The 15,805-nt window shown below is 62.8% G+C and carries 9 protein-coding genes and 2 pseudogenes; 2 read left to right on the top strand and 9 right to left on the bottom strand.

Translation table 11 applies throughout. The features are described from left to right. Position 1: 1 nt before the first annotated feature. Positions 2-634, top strand: a pseudogene (gene rdfA, locus NED97_RS21785) (rod-determining factor RdfA). Between the two features lie 71 nt (positions 635-705). Here the strand turns inward: rdfA and NED97_RS21780 are convergent. From NED97_RS21780 to NED97_RS21760, 5 genes are all read right to left on the bottom strand, one after another. Continuing rightward, on the bottom strand, positions 706-1,554 hold the full coding sequence (locus tag NED97_RS21780; RefSeq protein ID WP_252491138.1) for a fumarylacetoacetate hydrolase family protein: 849 nt from the start codon (positions 1,552-1,554) through the stop codon (positions 706-708). Between the two features lie 69 nt (positions 1,555-1,623). Continuing rightward, a complete protein-coding gene (locus NED97_RS21775) occupies positions 1,624-2,382 on the bottom strand; it encodes an IclR family transcriptional regulator (protein ID WP_252491137.1) in 759 nt (252 codons plus the stop codon). Between the two features lie 208 nt (positions 2,383-2,590). Then, entirely contained in the window at positions 2,591-3,625 is a 1,035-nt protein-coding gene (locus tag NED97_RS21770) for an LLM class flavin-dependent oxidoreductase (protein ID WP_252491136.1), read from the bottom strand. A gap of 3 nt (positions 3,626-3,628) precedes the next feature. Next, a complete protein-coding gene (gene rhcD, locus NED97_RS21765) occupies positions 3,629-4,834 on the bottom strand; it encodes an L-rhamnonate dehydratase (RefSeq protein ID WP_252491135.1) in 1,206 nt (401 codons plus the stop codon). A gap of 461 nt (positions 4,835-5,295) precedes the next feature. Further along, positions 5,296-6,327 carry a zinc-dependent alcohol dehydrogenase gene (locus NED97_RS21760; protein WP_252491134.1) on the bottom strand — a complete coding sequence of 344 codons (1,032 nt, stop codon included), beginning with the start codon at positions 6,325-6,327 and terminating at the stop codon, positions 5,296-5,298. A gap of 514 nt (positions 6,328-6,841) precedes the next feature. Here NED97_RS21760 and NED97_RS21755 point away from each other — a divergent pair. Continuing rightward, positions 6,842-7,087: pseudogene (locus NED97_RS21755) on the top strand (LUD domain-containing protein); the annotation flags it as partial. A gap of 65 nt (positions 7,088-7,152) precedes the next feature. Here the strand turns inward: NED97_RS21755 and rhcC are convergent. The 4 genes from rhcC to NED97_RS21735 all read right to left on the bottom strand — a co-directional run bounded on the left by rhcC (position 7,153) and on the right by NED97_RS21735 (position 15,709). After that, positions 7,153-7,977, bottom strand: coding sequence for an L-rhamnono-1,4-lactonase (rhcC, locus tag NED97_RS21750; protein ID WP_382207881.1), 825 nt, complete (start codon positions 7,975-7,977; stop codon positions 7,153-7,155). 136 nt (positions 7,978-8,113) lie between these two features. Beyond that, entirely contained in the window at positions 8,114-11,110 is a 2,997-nt protein-coding gene (locus NED97_RS21745; protein ID WP_252491132.1) for a glycosyl hydrolase, read from the bottom strand. A 227-nt stretch (positions 11,111-11,337) separates the two neighbouring features. Next, on the bottom strand, positions 11,338-14,418 hold the full coding sequence (locus NED97_RS21740) for an alpha-L-rhamnosidase (protein WP_252491131.1): 3,081 nt from the start codon (positions 14,416-14,418) through the stop codon (positions 11,338-11,340). A 277-nt stretch (positions 14,419-14,695) separates the two neighbouring features. Continuing rightward, positions 14,696-15,709: an ABC transporter permease gene (locus NED97_RS21735; protein WP_252491130.1), complete on the bottom strand. Its 1,014-nt coding sequence runs from the start codon at positions 15,707-15,709 to the stop codon at positions 14,696-14,698. Between the last annotated feature and the right edge of the window lie 96 nt (positions 15,710-15,805).

Here is a 15,805-nt window from a genome sequence, read left to right as displayed (position 1 = left end):
AATGACCGAACAGAACGAGGCTTCGGATTCCAAGCCGTGCGGCTGTAAACTCGGCCGCATCAGCGACCGATACGACCTCATCGGACTCGACACCGATCTGGACGCATCTTGGACGGGCGAGGGTGACGAGCGATCCAGCACGCGCGAACTGGCGGCCCGCGTGAACCGGCGCGTGCTGCGTGCGGCACTCAAGGACGCGGACGTCTCGTTCAAGATGGCGAAGTCGAGAACACGTATCGGCTCCTAACCGACGACGACGTCAGTAGTAGAACTCGGGTCCAGACCCGGAACGAACTGGAACGAGACGGCGTACCGATCGAACGGGTCGAATCGGACTTCGTCTCCCACCAGACGGTCTACAACCACTTGACGAAGTGTCTCGAATCGGAACTCGAGACGCCGAGCGACGATGACCGGCTGGAGCGCAGCGCCGATCGGCTCGGCGCGCTCCGGAACCGAATTGGAGCTGTCACGGCGGCTACGGTCACGCAACTCGAGCGCAGCGACGTCATCGAGATCGGTGAGTTCGGACGTCACGGTCTTCGTTGCAGTGACCTGTACCGACTGTTTCCGGGGCTTGTCGCCGGCTCCCGATACTCGCCGTGTCCGTTGTGTCGCCCGTACGGCACCCTGAGTCTACTTCTCTGGACGGTCACTCGGGTACGTTGATACGAGAGGCCCGTGTCCCACCACTCGGTCGGACCGTTATTCGTGTTCGGCGATGACTGGGTTGGTCAGCGTCCCGATTCCCTCGATCTCGACGTCAACCGTGTCGCCAGGCGCTAAGAGCTCCGGCGGATCGCGGAAGATCCCGACGCCGCCGGGCGTTCCCGTGGAGATGACGTCACCTGGTCGCAGCGTCGTGATACCGCTGATGTACTCGACGATCTCGTCGACGTCGAAAATGAACTCCTCGGTGTTCGAGGACTGCATGGTTTCGCCGTTGACGCGACAGACGACGTCCAGGGCGGACGGGTCCAGCCGACAGTCGGGGACGAGGGTCGGTCCCATCGGCGCGAACGTGTCGTAGCTCTTCCCGCGGAAGAACTGCTCGTCCGCGAACTGGGCGTCGCGTCCGCTGACGTCGTTGATCGCCGTGTAGCCGGCAACGTAGTCACGTGCGTGTTCCGCCGAGACGTCTTTCGCCGTCCGGCCGATGACGATGCCCAGCTCGACCTCGTAGTCGACTTCCTCGAGTTCAGCCGGGTGGACGATGGGATCGTTCGGATTCGTGACCGCCGTGCCGGCCTTCCCGAAGAGGAGTGGGCGCTCGGGGACTTCTTCGTTCTGTTCCTCGGCGTGGTCGTGGTAGTTCAGCCCTACACAGATGATCTTCCCCGGTCGCGGGACGGGAGCGAGTAGGTTCACCTCGGTCGCGGGAATCGCCCGCGCTTCAGCGGCGTCGACGGCGTCTTCGACGACTCGCAGGAATCCGTCGTCGGTCAACTGCTGATACGATACGTCCTCGCGAAGCCCCGTCAGGGGAACGATTTCGTCGTCGCGGTGGACGCCCCACTGCGGGGCCCCACCGGTCGTGTATCGAACGAACTGCATCAGGTGCCCGTTCCTATTCCGCCTACCTAACTATTGCGTTTAATCGGAGCGCGACGAGTCGGCGGACCCCTACGAGTAGGTGAGGTTCACCTCGATGACGTTCGCACTCCGGCGGATCTGCTCCGGGATCTCGTTCGTGAAGCGGTCGGCCTGCATGCGACTCTTCGGGCCGGAGATGCTCACGGCCGCGATCGCACGCCCGTCGTCGTCGGTGATCGGCGCCGCAACGCATCGCATCCCCTTGACTCGTTCCTCGTCGTCGTACGCGTAGCCGCGCTCCCGGATCTCCTCGAGGTGGTCGAGTAGTTCGTCCCTTTCCGAGATCGTGTTCTCGGTGACTGCTGGAAGACCGTGTCGGTCGAGGATCTCCTCGACATCCTCCCGCGGCCGGAAGGCCATAATGGTCTTGCCCATGGCTGTCGTCTGCAGCGGGACACGCATTCCGGCGTGCGTGTCGAGCTGAACGGCGTCGGGGCCGCGAGCTCGGTAGAGGAAGACACCAAGCCCGTGTTCTTCGATCATGAGATTGGCGTGCTCGCCGCTCTTCTCGGCGAGTTCGTTGATCTCCGGGCGGGCGATCTCGAACACCTTTTTTCGCGAGCGCGCCTGGTCGCCGAGCTGCAGGAACCGCGTGCTGATATGGTACTCGTCGCCTTCCTTGACGAGGTACTGTTCCTGCTCGAGCGTCCGAAGGTGGTCGTGGACTGTACTCGTAGGTTTATCCAGCTGTTGTGCGATTTCGGAGACGCCGGCCCCGTCGAGTTGCCGGAGGGTGTCGATGATCTCCAACGTCACCTTGGCCGCCTTCACCGGGACTTGTGTTGTCATACCCGGACATTCGGGGATACGCTATCAAAAGCCTTTCCGCTATGGCCGGATCGATTGTGGGGGCGCGTTCACGGTACGCTCATCGGGTAAATACTGGTGGTCAGGATAGCACTGGCTCATCGACTCCGTATCGAATCGGGAGAGTTGAGAAGACGAGAGAATCACGTTCGGCTGACCACCGAAATCGACGCAATCGAAGGCGAACGCGTCAGCGGAACTCCGAAATCACGTCGTCCGCGAACAGTTCCATCCCGCTCGTGTCCGGGAAGTCAGTGAACCAGAATTGGAACTTTGTCACGCCGGCATCAATGCGGCGTTCGATTGCCTCGGCGCACTCCTCGGGCGTCCCCATGATGAAGTATTCGCGGGCGTCTTCTTCGGTCTCGATCGGCGCCTGGTCCTGGTACTCCTCCTCGAACTGAATCGGGGTCATCTGATCGAGCAGGCGATCGAACTTCTCCTCGTCGTGCGTGCAGATGACGTGGCCGTCCCAGGAGTACTCGATCTCGTCGGGATCGCGGCCGACGGTCTCGCAGTGGTCTTCGATGACTCCGATCTTGTGATTCAGGGTCTCGACGTCGCCGTTGAAGACGTCCGTATTCCAGACGTCCGCGTGTTTGGCGACCAGTTTGAGCGTAACCTCCTCACCCTGTCCGCCGACGAGGATGGGCGGATGCGGGTCCTGGACCGGCGGCGGTGCACAGTACGCGTCCTCGATCTGATAGTGATCGCCGTCGAAGCTCGCCCCGTCGCTGCCGGTGTCCCACATTCGCTTCATCAGACGGATCGACTCGTCCAAGCGCATCAACCGCTCGAACCCGCCGCGGTACTCCCAGCCGTAGGCGTCGTACTCGGGCTCGTGCCAGCCGGCGCCGAGCCCCAGCTCGAGTCGGCCATCGGAGATCACATCCAGCGTGGCCGCCATCTTCGCGACGAGCGCGGGGTTTCGGTAGTCGTTACAGAGGACGAGCGATCCGAGGTTGATGTCGTCGGTGAAGCCAGCGGCGGCCGACAGCAGCGTCCAGCACTCGTACTCGGCGTGATCGCGGCCCAGCATCAGGTGGTCGGGCGCCCACGCCGCATCGAAGCCGAGTTCCTCGGCCGTCTCGATGCCGGCTCTGGTCGTCTCCCAGTCCAACGACTCGTAGCGGGGCGTGTCGCGATGTTCGGGCTCGGTGCTTCCCTCGTCCGGCGCGCCGGCGAACACCGGTACGTTGTACTCGAACGTGATGTCTTCGGACATGGGTCACTCCACGGCGAAGTGTTCTAGCGCCTCGCGGTTCAACTGGGTGCTGATGCCGGGGTCATCGGGGATCGGGATCGATCCGTTCTCGGGCGAGGGTGGGTTCTCGAAGATGGCGTCGGCGTAGGTGGAGTCTTGCTCCTCCTGTTGCTCCTCGAACCACTCGGGGGTCGGGAAGTACTCCGCCATCGGCATGTTCGTGTGCGCTGCGATGGCGTGGAGCGTCGGATTCGTGCCGGCGTGTGGAATCACGGGCACGTCGTGGACCTCGGCCATGTCGGCGACCTTCTGCAGTTCCGTGATGCCGCCGACGCGGCCCACGTCGGGCTGGAGGATGTCGACGGCGCCCTCCTCGAGGAGGTCCTCGTGGCCCCAGCGGGTGAACTCGTGCTCGCCGCCGGAGATGGGCATCGGTGCGGCCTCGCGGACCTCGGCGTAACCGGCGATGTCGTCGGCGATGACCGGCTCCTCGACCCATGCCATGTCGTAGGGTTCGAGGCGCTGGGTCATCTTCTTCGCGTACTTCACGCTCCAGCCCATGTACGCGTCGCCGGCGATCTCGAGCTCGTCGCCGACGGCGTCCCGGACCGTCTTCACGATCTCCTCGTTTTTCTTCATGCCCGAGCGGCCGGCTTCGGGGCCGTGGAGAAAGCGGAGCTTCATCGCGTCGAAGCCCTCCTCGGCGTACTGAATGGCCTCGCGCTCGAGTGTCTCCATGTCGACGGGGTGGAGATTTGACGCGTAGGCGGGAATCTCGTCTTTCGTGGGACCGCCGAGAAGTTCGTACACCGGCTTGCCGGCGTCCTTGCCCGCGATGTCCCACAGTGCTTGATCGACCGCGCTGATCGCCATCACGGCCACACCCTTCCGACCGAAGGGGAGCGTCGCGCGGTACATCTGCTCCCAGAGGCGTTCGCGCTGTGTGGGATCCTCGCCCATCACGATCTTCGAGAGCGTCTCCTCGACGACGGTGGCGATGGCCCCGGTGCCCCAGTTACCGACGCCGACGCCGGTGATGCCGGCGTCCGTCTCGACCTCGACGACGACGTCGCCCACAGGACCCATCCACTTGCGGCGGGCCTGGGGGTTCTCACCGTCGACGTTCCGGTACTCGTCGTACTTCGACATGATCGTGACGAGTGGGAACTCGATGAACTCGCCCCACGATTCGTTGCTTATCTTGGTCGCACTGACGTCTGTAATCTCCATGGTATCTCGTTCGGTACGTACCACTTCCCCCGGACACGATAAAATCTTTTTCACTGTTCGACCCGCACTGCGCCGTCTCCGTCGCGTTCGACGCCAGCACTGCGACGCTTCATACGGTCTGGTGTAACGATGTACCGGCGCAACCGCAGAACGGGTGGCAGTCCCACCGGAACTGACTGACGGCAGTCCGTATCAGGCGGCGAACGCTACCGTCATAGCCGTGACGTTCGAACTGGCAGTTGGAACGACGTCCATCCACGCAGCTGAGGTCGCTACCGCCGCGATACTGCAACTCGACCGCTCGCAGCTCGAAAAGACGGCCCGTCGGTTCTCGACCCAGCGACGGTTCTGTGGGTTTCGGTCCGCGTACGCAGCGACGTTTCGGTGCCGCCAATCGTACTACTGCACCGCCGTGTTCGCCCGACCGTTCCTTCGCGTCCATTCCATCGAACCACGGGCGGTCACGCTGAGAACTGGAAGACGGGCTTGCAGGTCTCGGACCCGAGGAACGCTTCGAAGGCGGCCGCGGGCTCGTCCGCACTGTAGGATGTATCAAGGATCTGGTCGACGGCGATCTCGCCGCGTTCCATCAGTCGCAGCGCCTGCTCGAAGTTTCGCCACGTCGATCCGTACGAGGTGTTGACCTCGATCTCGCCGCGGACGACCGGCGTAAACGTGACCTCGCTGGTGTCATTGGGAATGCCGACGACGACGACCTGACCGCCCTTGCGGACGTGGTCGACGGCGGTCCCGAGGCCGGTGTGGTGTCCGGTCGAATCGAACACGACGTCGAACCCGATGCCGTCGGTGAACGCCTCGGCACGCTCTTCGAGATCGGCGGCCTGGACGTTCACCGTCTCGATGCCGAGCTCGTCGAGCAGCGGGAGCCGATAGGTGGCGTCCTGCTCGAGACCGGAGACGAGGACGTTGGCGCCCAGCGAGTCGGCGACAGCCGCGACGAGGACCCCGATCGGACCTGGTCCTTCGACGAGGACGGTGTCTCCCGGCGTCGTCACCGATTGATCGAGGACGGCACGGGTGGCGATGCTCGTCGGTTCCGTGATCGCCGCGTGCCGGAGCGGGACGTCGTCGGGGACGGCGTGGACGTGTTGCGCTTCGACGGTAACGTACTCGGCGTAGGCTCCGTCTTTGTGCATACCGCTGATAGAGAAGTTCTGACAGACGTTCTCCTGCCCGTTCTTACACTGGAAACAGTGACCGCAGTCGTGGATCGGTTCCTCGATGACCTTCTGTCCGACGTCGAACTGATCGACGTTCTCGCCGACATCGGCGACCCGACCCGAGTATTCGTGGCCCATGATACGCGGGATCGGTATCCACTCGTATCCGCCGTCGTATTTATACGCGTGTGCGTCGCTCCCGCATAGGCCCGCCGAGTGAACCGAGACGAGCACCTCGTTCGGATCGGGAGTCGGTTTCTCGCGTTCCTGTACTTCGACTTCTTCGGCCCCCGTTTGAACGATTGCCTTCATTTGTCTTGATACCTCAGGCTTGCCCTGATCATCGATTCCTTGTATGTGTCCTGATATAAACCTTTGGACGATGGCGACGTTGCGGTCGCTGCGTTCTCCTCGACCAATTCTCGCTCTATTTCCGGCGATGCCGGAAAATAATACCAATTGTCATGAGACTCTCGATAAGAATACGTGTAACACGATCGGTGATGAGGAGTAATTCGCCCCTCTTTACGAACATACGTTTGTAATAGAACTCTTCCGCTATCACCGGATATACTGACAGACTCCTCGAACGTCGCGGTATCGACGCTACGAGATTCGAGTCCATGAGGACGTGTCTCGTTTGACTGATCGTCTCGCCACTGGTTGCGGCGCTCCTGCCTCTTCGGTTCGTCAGAGCCGACAACCGAATGAACCCCGTCGAACCGGACCTGCGCCTTCGACCGACTGGGTGTGAATCAAACCTAAATGGCGATGTAGCACGCTGTGTAGACTACTGACTACCAAACGCTCATCGATCGAGTCGTCTCTCGAGGAGTGCGGTTACGACGTGGTCACCTCCGACGTCGAGTGTTGCAGGATGGCCGACAGCTTCGACTACAAGGCCGACCACTACGAGCTAAGCATGGGCGTCGGCGACCGCCTGCGCGGGCAGTTGTGGGTCGACGGCGTCCGCGAGCGCCCCGTTGTCGCCAACAGGATGTCCTGTCTCGAGCACCTCGACGCGCTGCTAGAACGTCAACCGCGCCACCCGGTCGAACTGCTGGCGGCGTGATCTCCCGGCGACCGGGGCGCCTCTCAGCCGAGTCCGACGTGACGCCGGAACGACCGCTCCGTGAGCTACTCGCGATCGAACTCGGAGAGCGAGTCGACTTCGCGGAGCCAGTTGTACGACTCGGCGTAGCTGGCGACGTCGCTGACGTTCGGGTAGTCCGACCCCCGGACGATCCGCTCGCGGCTGAACGTCTCGAGGAACCAGCGCACGTGCTCGTGCATGTCCTCGTATGGGAACGTCGTCTCGGACATGTGCGGAATCTCCGAGACCTTCACGGCGACGGTGTCGTACTCGGCGAGGTCGGCGAACTGCGCGAACGTTCCGTCGTCGGTCGGCGTCTCCGGGTCCGCGTGTGTGAAGTGATCGAACAGATAGGTGAGATCCGGGTAGGTTTCGACGAGCTCGAGCGCCTGGTCCAACTGTCGGTGGTCACAGAGGATCTGTACGGCGGCATCCGTCTCGAGGGCGGCCTCCCAGAACTCGGTCTCCTCGATCGCGTCTCGGAGCCAGGCGACGCTCGGATCGAACGTCTCCCACATCCGATCGTAGGGGCAGGCGGTCCCGAGGCGGAACCCGAGGATTCCGTCCGTCTCCATACAGCGACGAAGCCGCTCGGCCGCGTCGTCGGCGAACGGGTCGAGCATCACGATGCCGTACAGTCGGTCGTACTCCTCGGCGGCCCGCAGCGTGTACCAGTTGTCCGTCCACTCGCAGATCGGATAGCCGACGACGACCGCCTCGTCGATCCCGTTGCGATCCATGTCCGCCAGCAGTCGATCGGCGGTGTAGACGGTGTGCACGTCGAAGTCGTCGACGACGTCTAACAACGGACCGTTCACCCACGGGTGGTCGCGGCTCGCTGCGCCCCACGCGTGCGTATGGGGTGTCAAGCATATTCGAACGGTTATCGAGGACGCATAGTAAATCTTCGCTACGGGGTATCGAATTTCCCGAGACGTGGATACCGGTAGCACGTCGGCCAGTACGCCCGACGAAAAGGCGGGGATCGCCGTTAGGATGCCGTTCCTACTCCGTTACGGGCGCCTCGCCGTACGGAACGAGTTCCACCGGTCCGAGCAAGCCGTACTCCTGGCGCGGCATGATATCGTATATCTCCGGTCGCGCGAGACGCATCCGATTGTTCAGCGTGGTCGCGACCTCGACTTCGATGGTGTTGGTCCCCGATTCGAGGTGAGGGCCGACGTCGGCCACCGGGTTCACTTGGCTGACGGGCGGTAACTGTTCGCCGTTCACCGTTACCCGGAAGGTATCGAACACCTCGCCGAGGTCCAGATACGCGCCGTGACCGCCGGTCCACGCCTCACCGAGTTCGACCGTCGTCGCGTACGTCCCGACGCCCGAGACGTCTTCCAACTCGGGGATTTCCGTCCACGGTCGTAACTCATCGAGGTCGAATTCGTGGTGCTTCGTGATCGTCTCGGTCGCCGAATCGCCGGGACGCCAGTCCTCTACGGAGAGCTGCCAACTTGACAATTGCCGGGCGTCAGGAACGTCCTCGATGGTCGTCTCGACGGTTCTCCCGCTCGAGAGCGTCATCGTGTACGTGCCCTCCCTCGTGTCACGAGCCACGAGCGTACCGTCCTCGGCGCGGAGGTCCGCGACTTCGCTGCTCGTCGCGTGCACGCTCACGCTCGTCCGGTCGTTGTACCAGCTCCGTCTCCCGATCGCGAGAATCGTCGATTCGCCGGGCGCCAGCGCCACGGACGCGGTGATGCGACCGTCTCCTTCTTCGTACTCCACGATGCGTTCGAACTCACCGGTCCACGCGTCGAGCTCGTATGGCACCGCCTCCGGCACGTTTGCCACCGCGGAGACCGAGTGGCTCACCGCTTCGTCTGACGGGTTGTGCAGATAGTAATAGTCCACGCGCTTCCCCGCACGGTGGACGTTCAACACCGGGGATGTCTCGGTGTACTCGAGGTCAGGGGTAACGTTCTGCTCTTCCAGCCCGACCGGAATATCGACCTCCCTCGAGACCTGAGTCACGCTCGGCTGGGCGAGTAACTCCGCCATTATCTCGTTCAGTCGCTCGTTCTCGCCCGGTTGCGGGATCCCCGGCACGTGATAATCGTCACCGACGACGACGACCGCCAGCCCGTCCTTCGCGAACTCGAGGATCCGCTCGGCCGACTCGACCAGCAGCGTGTTCTCGCCGGTGAAGTCGTCCTCGTAGACCACGAACACCTTATACGCGGGGCCGTCGGGTGCCAGTCGACCGTCCTCAACCGTCGCGTTCGGCCCGGTCAGTAGTGCGGGACTGAGGAACTGGTACGAATATCCCCGTCGGACGCCGTGATCGGTGAACCACGGGGCACCGAATCCGGTTCCCGCGTATCCCTTCTGTCGGAGGATCGCGGCGTCGACCTTCGACGTCGCGCTCTGTAGGAGCTGCTGGGTTCGGCTCAGATAGCCGGAGATATCGGGGACGTGCTCCCAGGTCGGTTGCCGCGACCCCCACGAGGCCGAGTACCCCGGCCACCCGTTATACGGCGTGAACGCTGCGAACCCCGGCCACTGAGCACCGGGTGCATCTGCGTAGGAGTACCCGTGCAGGACGGCCTGATTCACGCCGGCTGCATAGTGATTATTCAGGGATTCGAGCACGGTCTCCCACGTCGTATTGTACGCGCCGCCGCGGTACGCACCGGCCTCTTCGGATAGAATCTCGTTCCCGCCCATGTCGCGTCCGCCGGCGAGACACCGGAAGTCGTCGTTGTTACTGAACCCGAGGGATTCGCCCTCGGGGACGTCCACGACTGCGGACGCCGCGATGGCGTCCGTCTCCAGACCGTACGGTTGGACCCGTAAACCGAGACCGATGGAATGCGCCCAGTCTCTGAGCAGTTCGGCGTGGTTCTCGAGATACAGCTGGGTCAGCGTCTCCCAGTAGTCGCGTCGCACCTGCGAGGTGAGTCCGTCACCGAATTCGAACGCGGGATCGTCATCCTCGTTTACGATCAGCGGGAGGTACTCGCGGAGCGAATACCCCATGCGGTCCTCGAATTCGGCGAGCGCCTTCGGTGTCCAGACGGTAGCGGCTTCCAGTTCGAGGGAGTCCTCGAAGAGCGTCCCACCGGCGTCGAAGAGGAGGTCTCGAATAGTCGGTGTCAGGATGTTTTCCTCCCAGAAGTTAGTGACCGCTCGCGTCCCCGCCTCGCTGAAGTGATCGATGACGTACGACTCCGGGCTCGTGTGTGGCCCGGCTTCGGGCTGCTGTACCGTTCCCCGCTGCCAGTAGCTGATGAGCGCCCACTCCCCGTCGCTCGGCGCAGTCCACGTGAGGCTACCGTCCTCGACCGACTCAGTCAGGTCGACGAGCGAGTCCCGTGCTAACGCCCACTCGGAGCCGTCCGAGCCGGTGAGGCGAGCGGCTTGCACGGCAACGAGCGTCGGATCCAACTCGTCGCTCGCTGGTTCGACGTCGGAATCCGGAATCGGACCGTCGTACGTCTCACCGCCCGAGAGGGTGGTCCGTCCGAACACGAGTTCCTTCGCTGCGGCCTCACTGTTCGGCGTGACCGTCGGGACGGCGGCCGGCCAACTCGGTCCGATAGTCAGGTCGACGATGACGTCACGTTCTTTCGCGGCCCGTAGTGCGGTCTCGACGACGCTCGTCCACGCCTCCGTTCCCCAGCCGTACTGCTCGGGGTCGATGGGCTCCTCGACGCTGTGATGGACGTCAGCGATCTCAACGCCGCCGAAGCCCGCGTCTGCGATCTCGTTTATCTCTCGGACGAGCTCGTCGTGCTCGACCTTCGCGTGGGGCCACCACCACCTGAATTTCGGCTGTACGTCCCTGCTTGGATCCGCGAATTCGGCCGCAAAGTCGCGTTGCTCCCGACTCCGTTCCTCAGAATTACCGGGTTCCGCGCCCGCACTGGCCGCTCCCGTGAGCGACAATCCCGCGAGGGCGCCGGTCGATTTGAGGTAGCCGCGCCGATCTATAGTCAGTCCTGTACGTCCGTCTGTACCGTCGATTCGACGGTCTGAATGCTGATCCATTTCGATCACCGTTTCTGGCAGTCTGCCGACTAGTCGGTCTCGTCTAGGTGTGATAAGAAACCACAATCTTCTCGGAATTTGTTACTGTGCCCAACACTAATATAAAGCGAGCTAGAGAAAAAAGCGTTCGAGAGCCATCGACCGCGTCGCCGGCGGTATCGACGAGCCGATGCAAACGGCCGCTGAGATGGTCGTGTTCGCCGTCGTCGAGGACGCCGTGGACCGAGTCAGTTCCCGATCCGCTCGAGTTCGAACGCGTACTCGCCGGCGCCGACCTCGACGACGACGGCCTCGTCCGTTCGCTCGACCGATTCGATTCCGGGGTGGTCCCGGTTCGTCCGGTTACCGTTGTTCCAGATGTTCGTGCCGCTCTCCCGGACTCGGGCCCGCTCGGCGCCGAGCGCCGGAATCTCGACGGTCGCCGTCGCGTTCCCGGGGATCGTCACCTCGAGACGAATCCCCCGGCCCTCACCGGGCGACTCGACGAGTTCCCAACTGGACTCGACGACGCCCCTGACGGTATCGGTTTTCCCGCTCGCCGACTCGAGATCACCGACCGGCTTCGGGGCGATTCGGACGTGCTCGAAGCCGGGTTCGTCGACCTGAATGCCCGCGAGGTGCTTGTAGAACCACTCGTCGGTCACTCCGAGGAAGTGGTGGTTCCACGAGCGGGAGTCGAGCTCCCAGAACTCGAGCAGCGACGTCCGGCCCTCCTCGATCCAAAGTCCCCAGCTGGGGTAGTCCGTCTGCGTCGCCACCGTGTAGGCGACGTCGTGGTGGCCGTACTCCGTGAGGACCGGAAGGAGGTACTTCGTCCCGAGTGTCGCGGTGTTAAGGTGGCCGTCGTGGGTCTCCATCACGTCCCCGACGAGGTTCTCGACAACGATGCCCTCGTATTCCTCCGGAACCATATCGAACGCGAGCGGGAGGAGGTTCGAGGTCTGGAGGTACGCCTCGTGCTGGCCGGTCCGGTAGTAGCCCCGCTCCGTATCAAGGAACTCGTCGTTGAAGTCCTCGCGAATCTCCTCGGCGAGGGCGTCCCACTCGGCGGCCTCCTCGTCTTCGCCGATGAGCGCGGCGGTCTCGGCGAGCGCCTTCGCGAACCGGTAGTAGTAGGCCGTGGAGGTGATCGGCACCTCGTCGCCGCTACCGCCGTATCCGTCGTCCGTGTCGGTCAGCGGTGCACCGCCCCAGTCGCCGAGCCCGACCGGGAGGACGTGGCTGTCCTCGAAGGTGCGGATAGCCTCTTCATCACCCGACATCTGGTCGGGAAGGTCCTCAAGAACGTCTCCCTCGGAATACTGCTGGATCCAGTCGATGTACTGCTTCCAGTCCTCGTAGTGCGTCTCGAGGATCCGCTCGTCGCCGTAGTACTGGTAGACCCACCACGGGATGAGGATGAACGCCGCGTCCCAACCGGGCGTGGGACCCAGCACGGCGCCGAAATTCGGTTCGAAGCCGAGAATGCTGTATTCAGTGTTGTGAGGAACGACGGTCGGGACCTCGCCGTCCTCGCGCTGGGCGTCGGCGAAGTCGCGGAGCCACTTCCTCCAGAACCGAGCCATGTCGTAGTTGTAGATCCCCGCCTCCGCGGTCAGCTGGGCGTCGCCGGTCCACCCGTTCTTCTCGAGTTTTGGGGTGTCCGTCGGCAGGCCCTGCATGTTATTGCGGTACGCCCACAACGTGTTCTCGTGGATCCGATTGAGCAGTTCGTTGGAGGACTCGAAGCCGCTTTTGACGCCCTCGTCGAAGGCGGTGTAGACGTACTTCGCCTCGAAGTCGCCGGGGCTCGGTTCGCCGGGGTAGCCTTCGACCTGCACGTACCGGAAGCCCTTGTAGCTGTAACTCGGCTCCCAGGTCTCCGGTCCGTCGCCCTCGAGAACGTAGTGGTCCCGTTGCATCGGGGCCGCAACGAGGAAGTTGGAGTTGTCTACCGTACCGTCGTCGTTGAGCTTCTCGCCGTAACTGACGGTGACTCCGGTCCCCGCCTCGCCGTCGACGGTCAACTCCGCCCAGCCGGTCATGACCTGTCCGAAGTCGACGACGTAGACGCCCTCCTCGGGCTCGGTGATCTCGACGGGGTCGAGGGTGGCGCGCACTCGCATCGGCTGGACGTGCTGGGGCGAAATCTCCGCGTCGGGGTCGTCGGCGATCGGCGACGTCTCCCAATCGCCGTCGTCGTAGTTCGGCTCCGTCCACCCCCGTTTCTCCTCCCGGGCGTCGTATATCTCTCCGGCGAACAGCGAGTCGAACTGCGTCGGCCCGTCGGTCATTCGCCAGTCGTCGTCAGTGACGATCGACGTGCTCGTTCCGTCGGCGAACTCGACGTTCAGCTGGACCAGCAGTTGCGGATCACTCCACCATGGAGCGTGGCTCCACCTCCAAGAGCCATTGTCCGCGACCATCTCGCCGAAGCGGAGGCGACCTAAGGCGACCCCGATAGCGTTCGTCTCCTTCGCCAGATACTCGGTCACGTCGTACGTCGAGTAGAGTACCCGCTCGTCATATTGCGTCTGGGCGGGCTCGAGGACGCGGTCACCAACACGCTCGCCGTTGAGGTACAGTTCGTAACATCCCAGACCACTGATATGAATCCTCGCCTCCTCGACCTCCCTCTCGAGGTCGAACTCGTTTCGCAGCAGCGGTTCGGGACGGTCGTCGTAGTCGCCCTCCTCGAGGAAATCATAGTCGATCGGGTCGTCCTCGTCCCACTCGCCGTAGTCGGGACCTATCCACTCGCCCTCCCAGTGCTCGCCGTCGTGAGGAAGTGCCGTCACGAACTGCGCCGGCTCGCTCCAGTCGCTCGCCTCGTCGCCGTCCCAGATCCGCACGGTCCAGTAGTAGGTCGTGTCGGAATCGAGCGGCTCGCCGTTGTACAGGACGTTGACCGACCGCGAGGATTCGACCGTGCCGCTGTCCCAGACGGTGCCATCGCCGCGCTCGAGGGCCTCCCGACTGTCCGCAACGAGGATGCGGTACGCCGACTGGGCGGCGCCTCGCGGACCTGTCACCTCCCAGGAAAACCGCGGCGCCTCGAGTGCGTCATTCGATGCGCCCGCGGTGGGGAGCACGTTGTTCGGGTCTTGGTCGTACTCCACTCGCAGGTTCGTCGGCCCGAAGGGCTCGGAGTCGTCGTTGCTCGTCCCGCCGCTGGCCCCTGCGGGTTGCGTGGCGTATCCGGCTATCACCGAACCGCCCGCGAGCGTGCCCGTGTACCGCAAATAGTCCCGACGGTCGATGTGACCGGTCGGTGGTTCGTCGGTCATGTGCGATTCCGCTGCCGTCGAATCGGTATGATTGTCACTCATGGGTACGTCTTCGTCGAGCGATCCGCTCTCCGTGTCGATCGAGAGGGTTGCTCGTCACTTGGTATCTAACACCAAGTACAAGTTGCTTATACATTATATTTATTGATAAGGTTTTCTGACGGATAATGACATTACCGGCGTACCGATCGATCCGTTCCCGTCGACAGATCAGCAGCGAACAGTCGGCGAGACGATGACGTAGCGTGTTCGGGATGCCCGTAACAGGCGTCGATCCGGTGGCGTTCGGGGCGGGTCGAAACCGAGCTTCCGAGGACGATCAGCTCGGCGTCAACAGGTCGTCTCGCTTCTGCTCGCGATAGCGGTTGATGATGATCGCGACGATCACCAGCACGCCGAAGAAAATGTTGACCTGGTTGCCGCTCAGGCCCGTCTGAACGAGGCCAGCGTCGAACACACCGATGAGTAATGCCCCACCAATCATGTTAATAATCGATCCGCGGCCGCCCGAGAGGCTCGCACCGCCGATGACCGCACCGGCAAACGCCATGAACAGGGCTCCGTCGGCCATCCCCGGCGTCGCTGAGCTGAGAAATCCGGTGTAGAGCAGCCCGGAAAATGCGCTGAGCATCCCGGAGAGCACGAAGACGAGGAAGATCGTCCGCGTCTTGCTGATACCGACGCGGCTGGACGCTTCCGGATCGCCACCGACGGAGTAAACGTTACTCCCGAATCGCGTGTGACGCAACAGTACGTGCAGGAGCACGGCCGTGACGACGAGCAGGAAGATCGCGATCGGAACGCCCGCAAGCGTGTCGCCACCGAGCGCGAGGTACGCGTCGGGGAGTCCGCTGATCGGGTTGAGACTGATCTCGAGCATCGCGTACTGGAGGATGAAAAACGTTCCCAGGGTCACTAGGAACGGGTTCAGGTCCATGTACGCGATGAAGAAGCCGTTCGTCGCACCGATCACGGCGCCGACGAAGAGGATCGTCGCGACGCCGAGATACCACGGCATCCACGGCGCCCAGCTCGTCAACAGCATCGCGTTGAGCATTCCCGCGAAACCCGCTGCCTGCCCGACCGAGAGGTCGAAATTACCGCTCAGCAGACAGATCCCCTCCGCCATAACCAGGAAGCTGAGCATCACGCTCGCGAAAACGATGAACTGAAGATTTGAGTAGTTGAAGAACTGCGGGCCGTTGAGAATGCCGAAGGCGATCGTCGTCAGTACCAGTAGTACCCAGATAAAATTATCGACAAGAAATAATTTCGTCCGTGTCGATGTCTCTCCGTCCGTCAGTGCGTCGATTCCTTGCAAGTCTAGTTGCATCTCGGACCTCTACCAATCCGTTCAAAACCATCATATATAAACGTTGTTGTCGGGACGAGGTACAATTACGCGGAAAATAACTGTCGACAGCATCGA

The sequence above is a fragment of the Natronococcus sp. CG52 genome (assembly GCF_023913515.1).
In the GTDB taxonomy this organism is placed as follows: domain Archaea; phylum Halobacteriota; class Halobacteria; order Halobacteriales; family Natrialbaceae; genus Natronococcus; species Natronococcus zhouii.
Note: the sequence above shows the minus strand (reverse complement) of the source record. Positions and strands in the feature narration are given on the sequence as shown.

Bases quoted from the DNA above. Each gene is read 5' to 3' on its own strand.
- NED97_RS21780 (WP_252491138.1), bottom strand. From the start codon at position 1,554: ATGCAGTTCGTTCGATACACGACCGGTGGGGCCCCGCAGTGGGGCGTC.
- NED97_RS21775 (WP_252491137.1), bottom strand. From the start codon at position 2,382: ATGACAACACAAGTCCCGGTGAAGGCGGCCAAGGTGACGTTGGAGATC.
- NED97_RS21770 (WP_252491136.1), bottom strand. From the start codon at position 3,625: ATGTCCGAAGACATCACGTTCGAGTACAACGTACCGGTGTTCGCCGGC.
- rhcD (WP_252491135.1), bottom strand. From the start codon at position 4,834: ATGGAGATTACAGACGTCAGTGCGACCAAGATAAGCAACGAATCGTGG.
- NED97_RS21760 (WP_252491134.1), bottom strand. From the start codon at position 6,327: ATGAAGGCAATCGTTCAAACGGGGGCCGAAGAAGTCGAAGTACAGGAA.
- NED97_RS21745 (WP_252491132.1), bottom strand. From the start codon at position 11,110: ATGGATCAGCATTCAGACCGTCGAATCGACGGTACAGACGGACGTACA.
- NED97_RS21740 (WP_252491131.1), bottom strand. From the start codon at position 14,418: ATGAGTGACAATCATACCGATTCGACGGCAGCGGAATCGCACATGACC.
- NED97_RS21735 (WP_252491130.1), bottom strand. From the start codon at position 15,709: ATGCAACTAGACTTGCAAGGAATCGACGCACTGACGGACGGAGAGACA.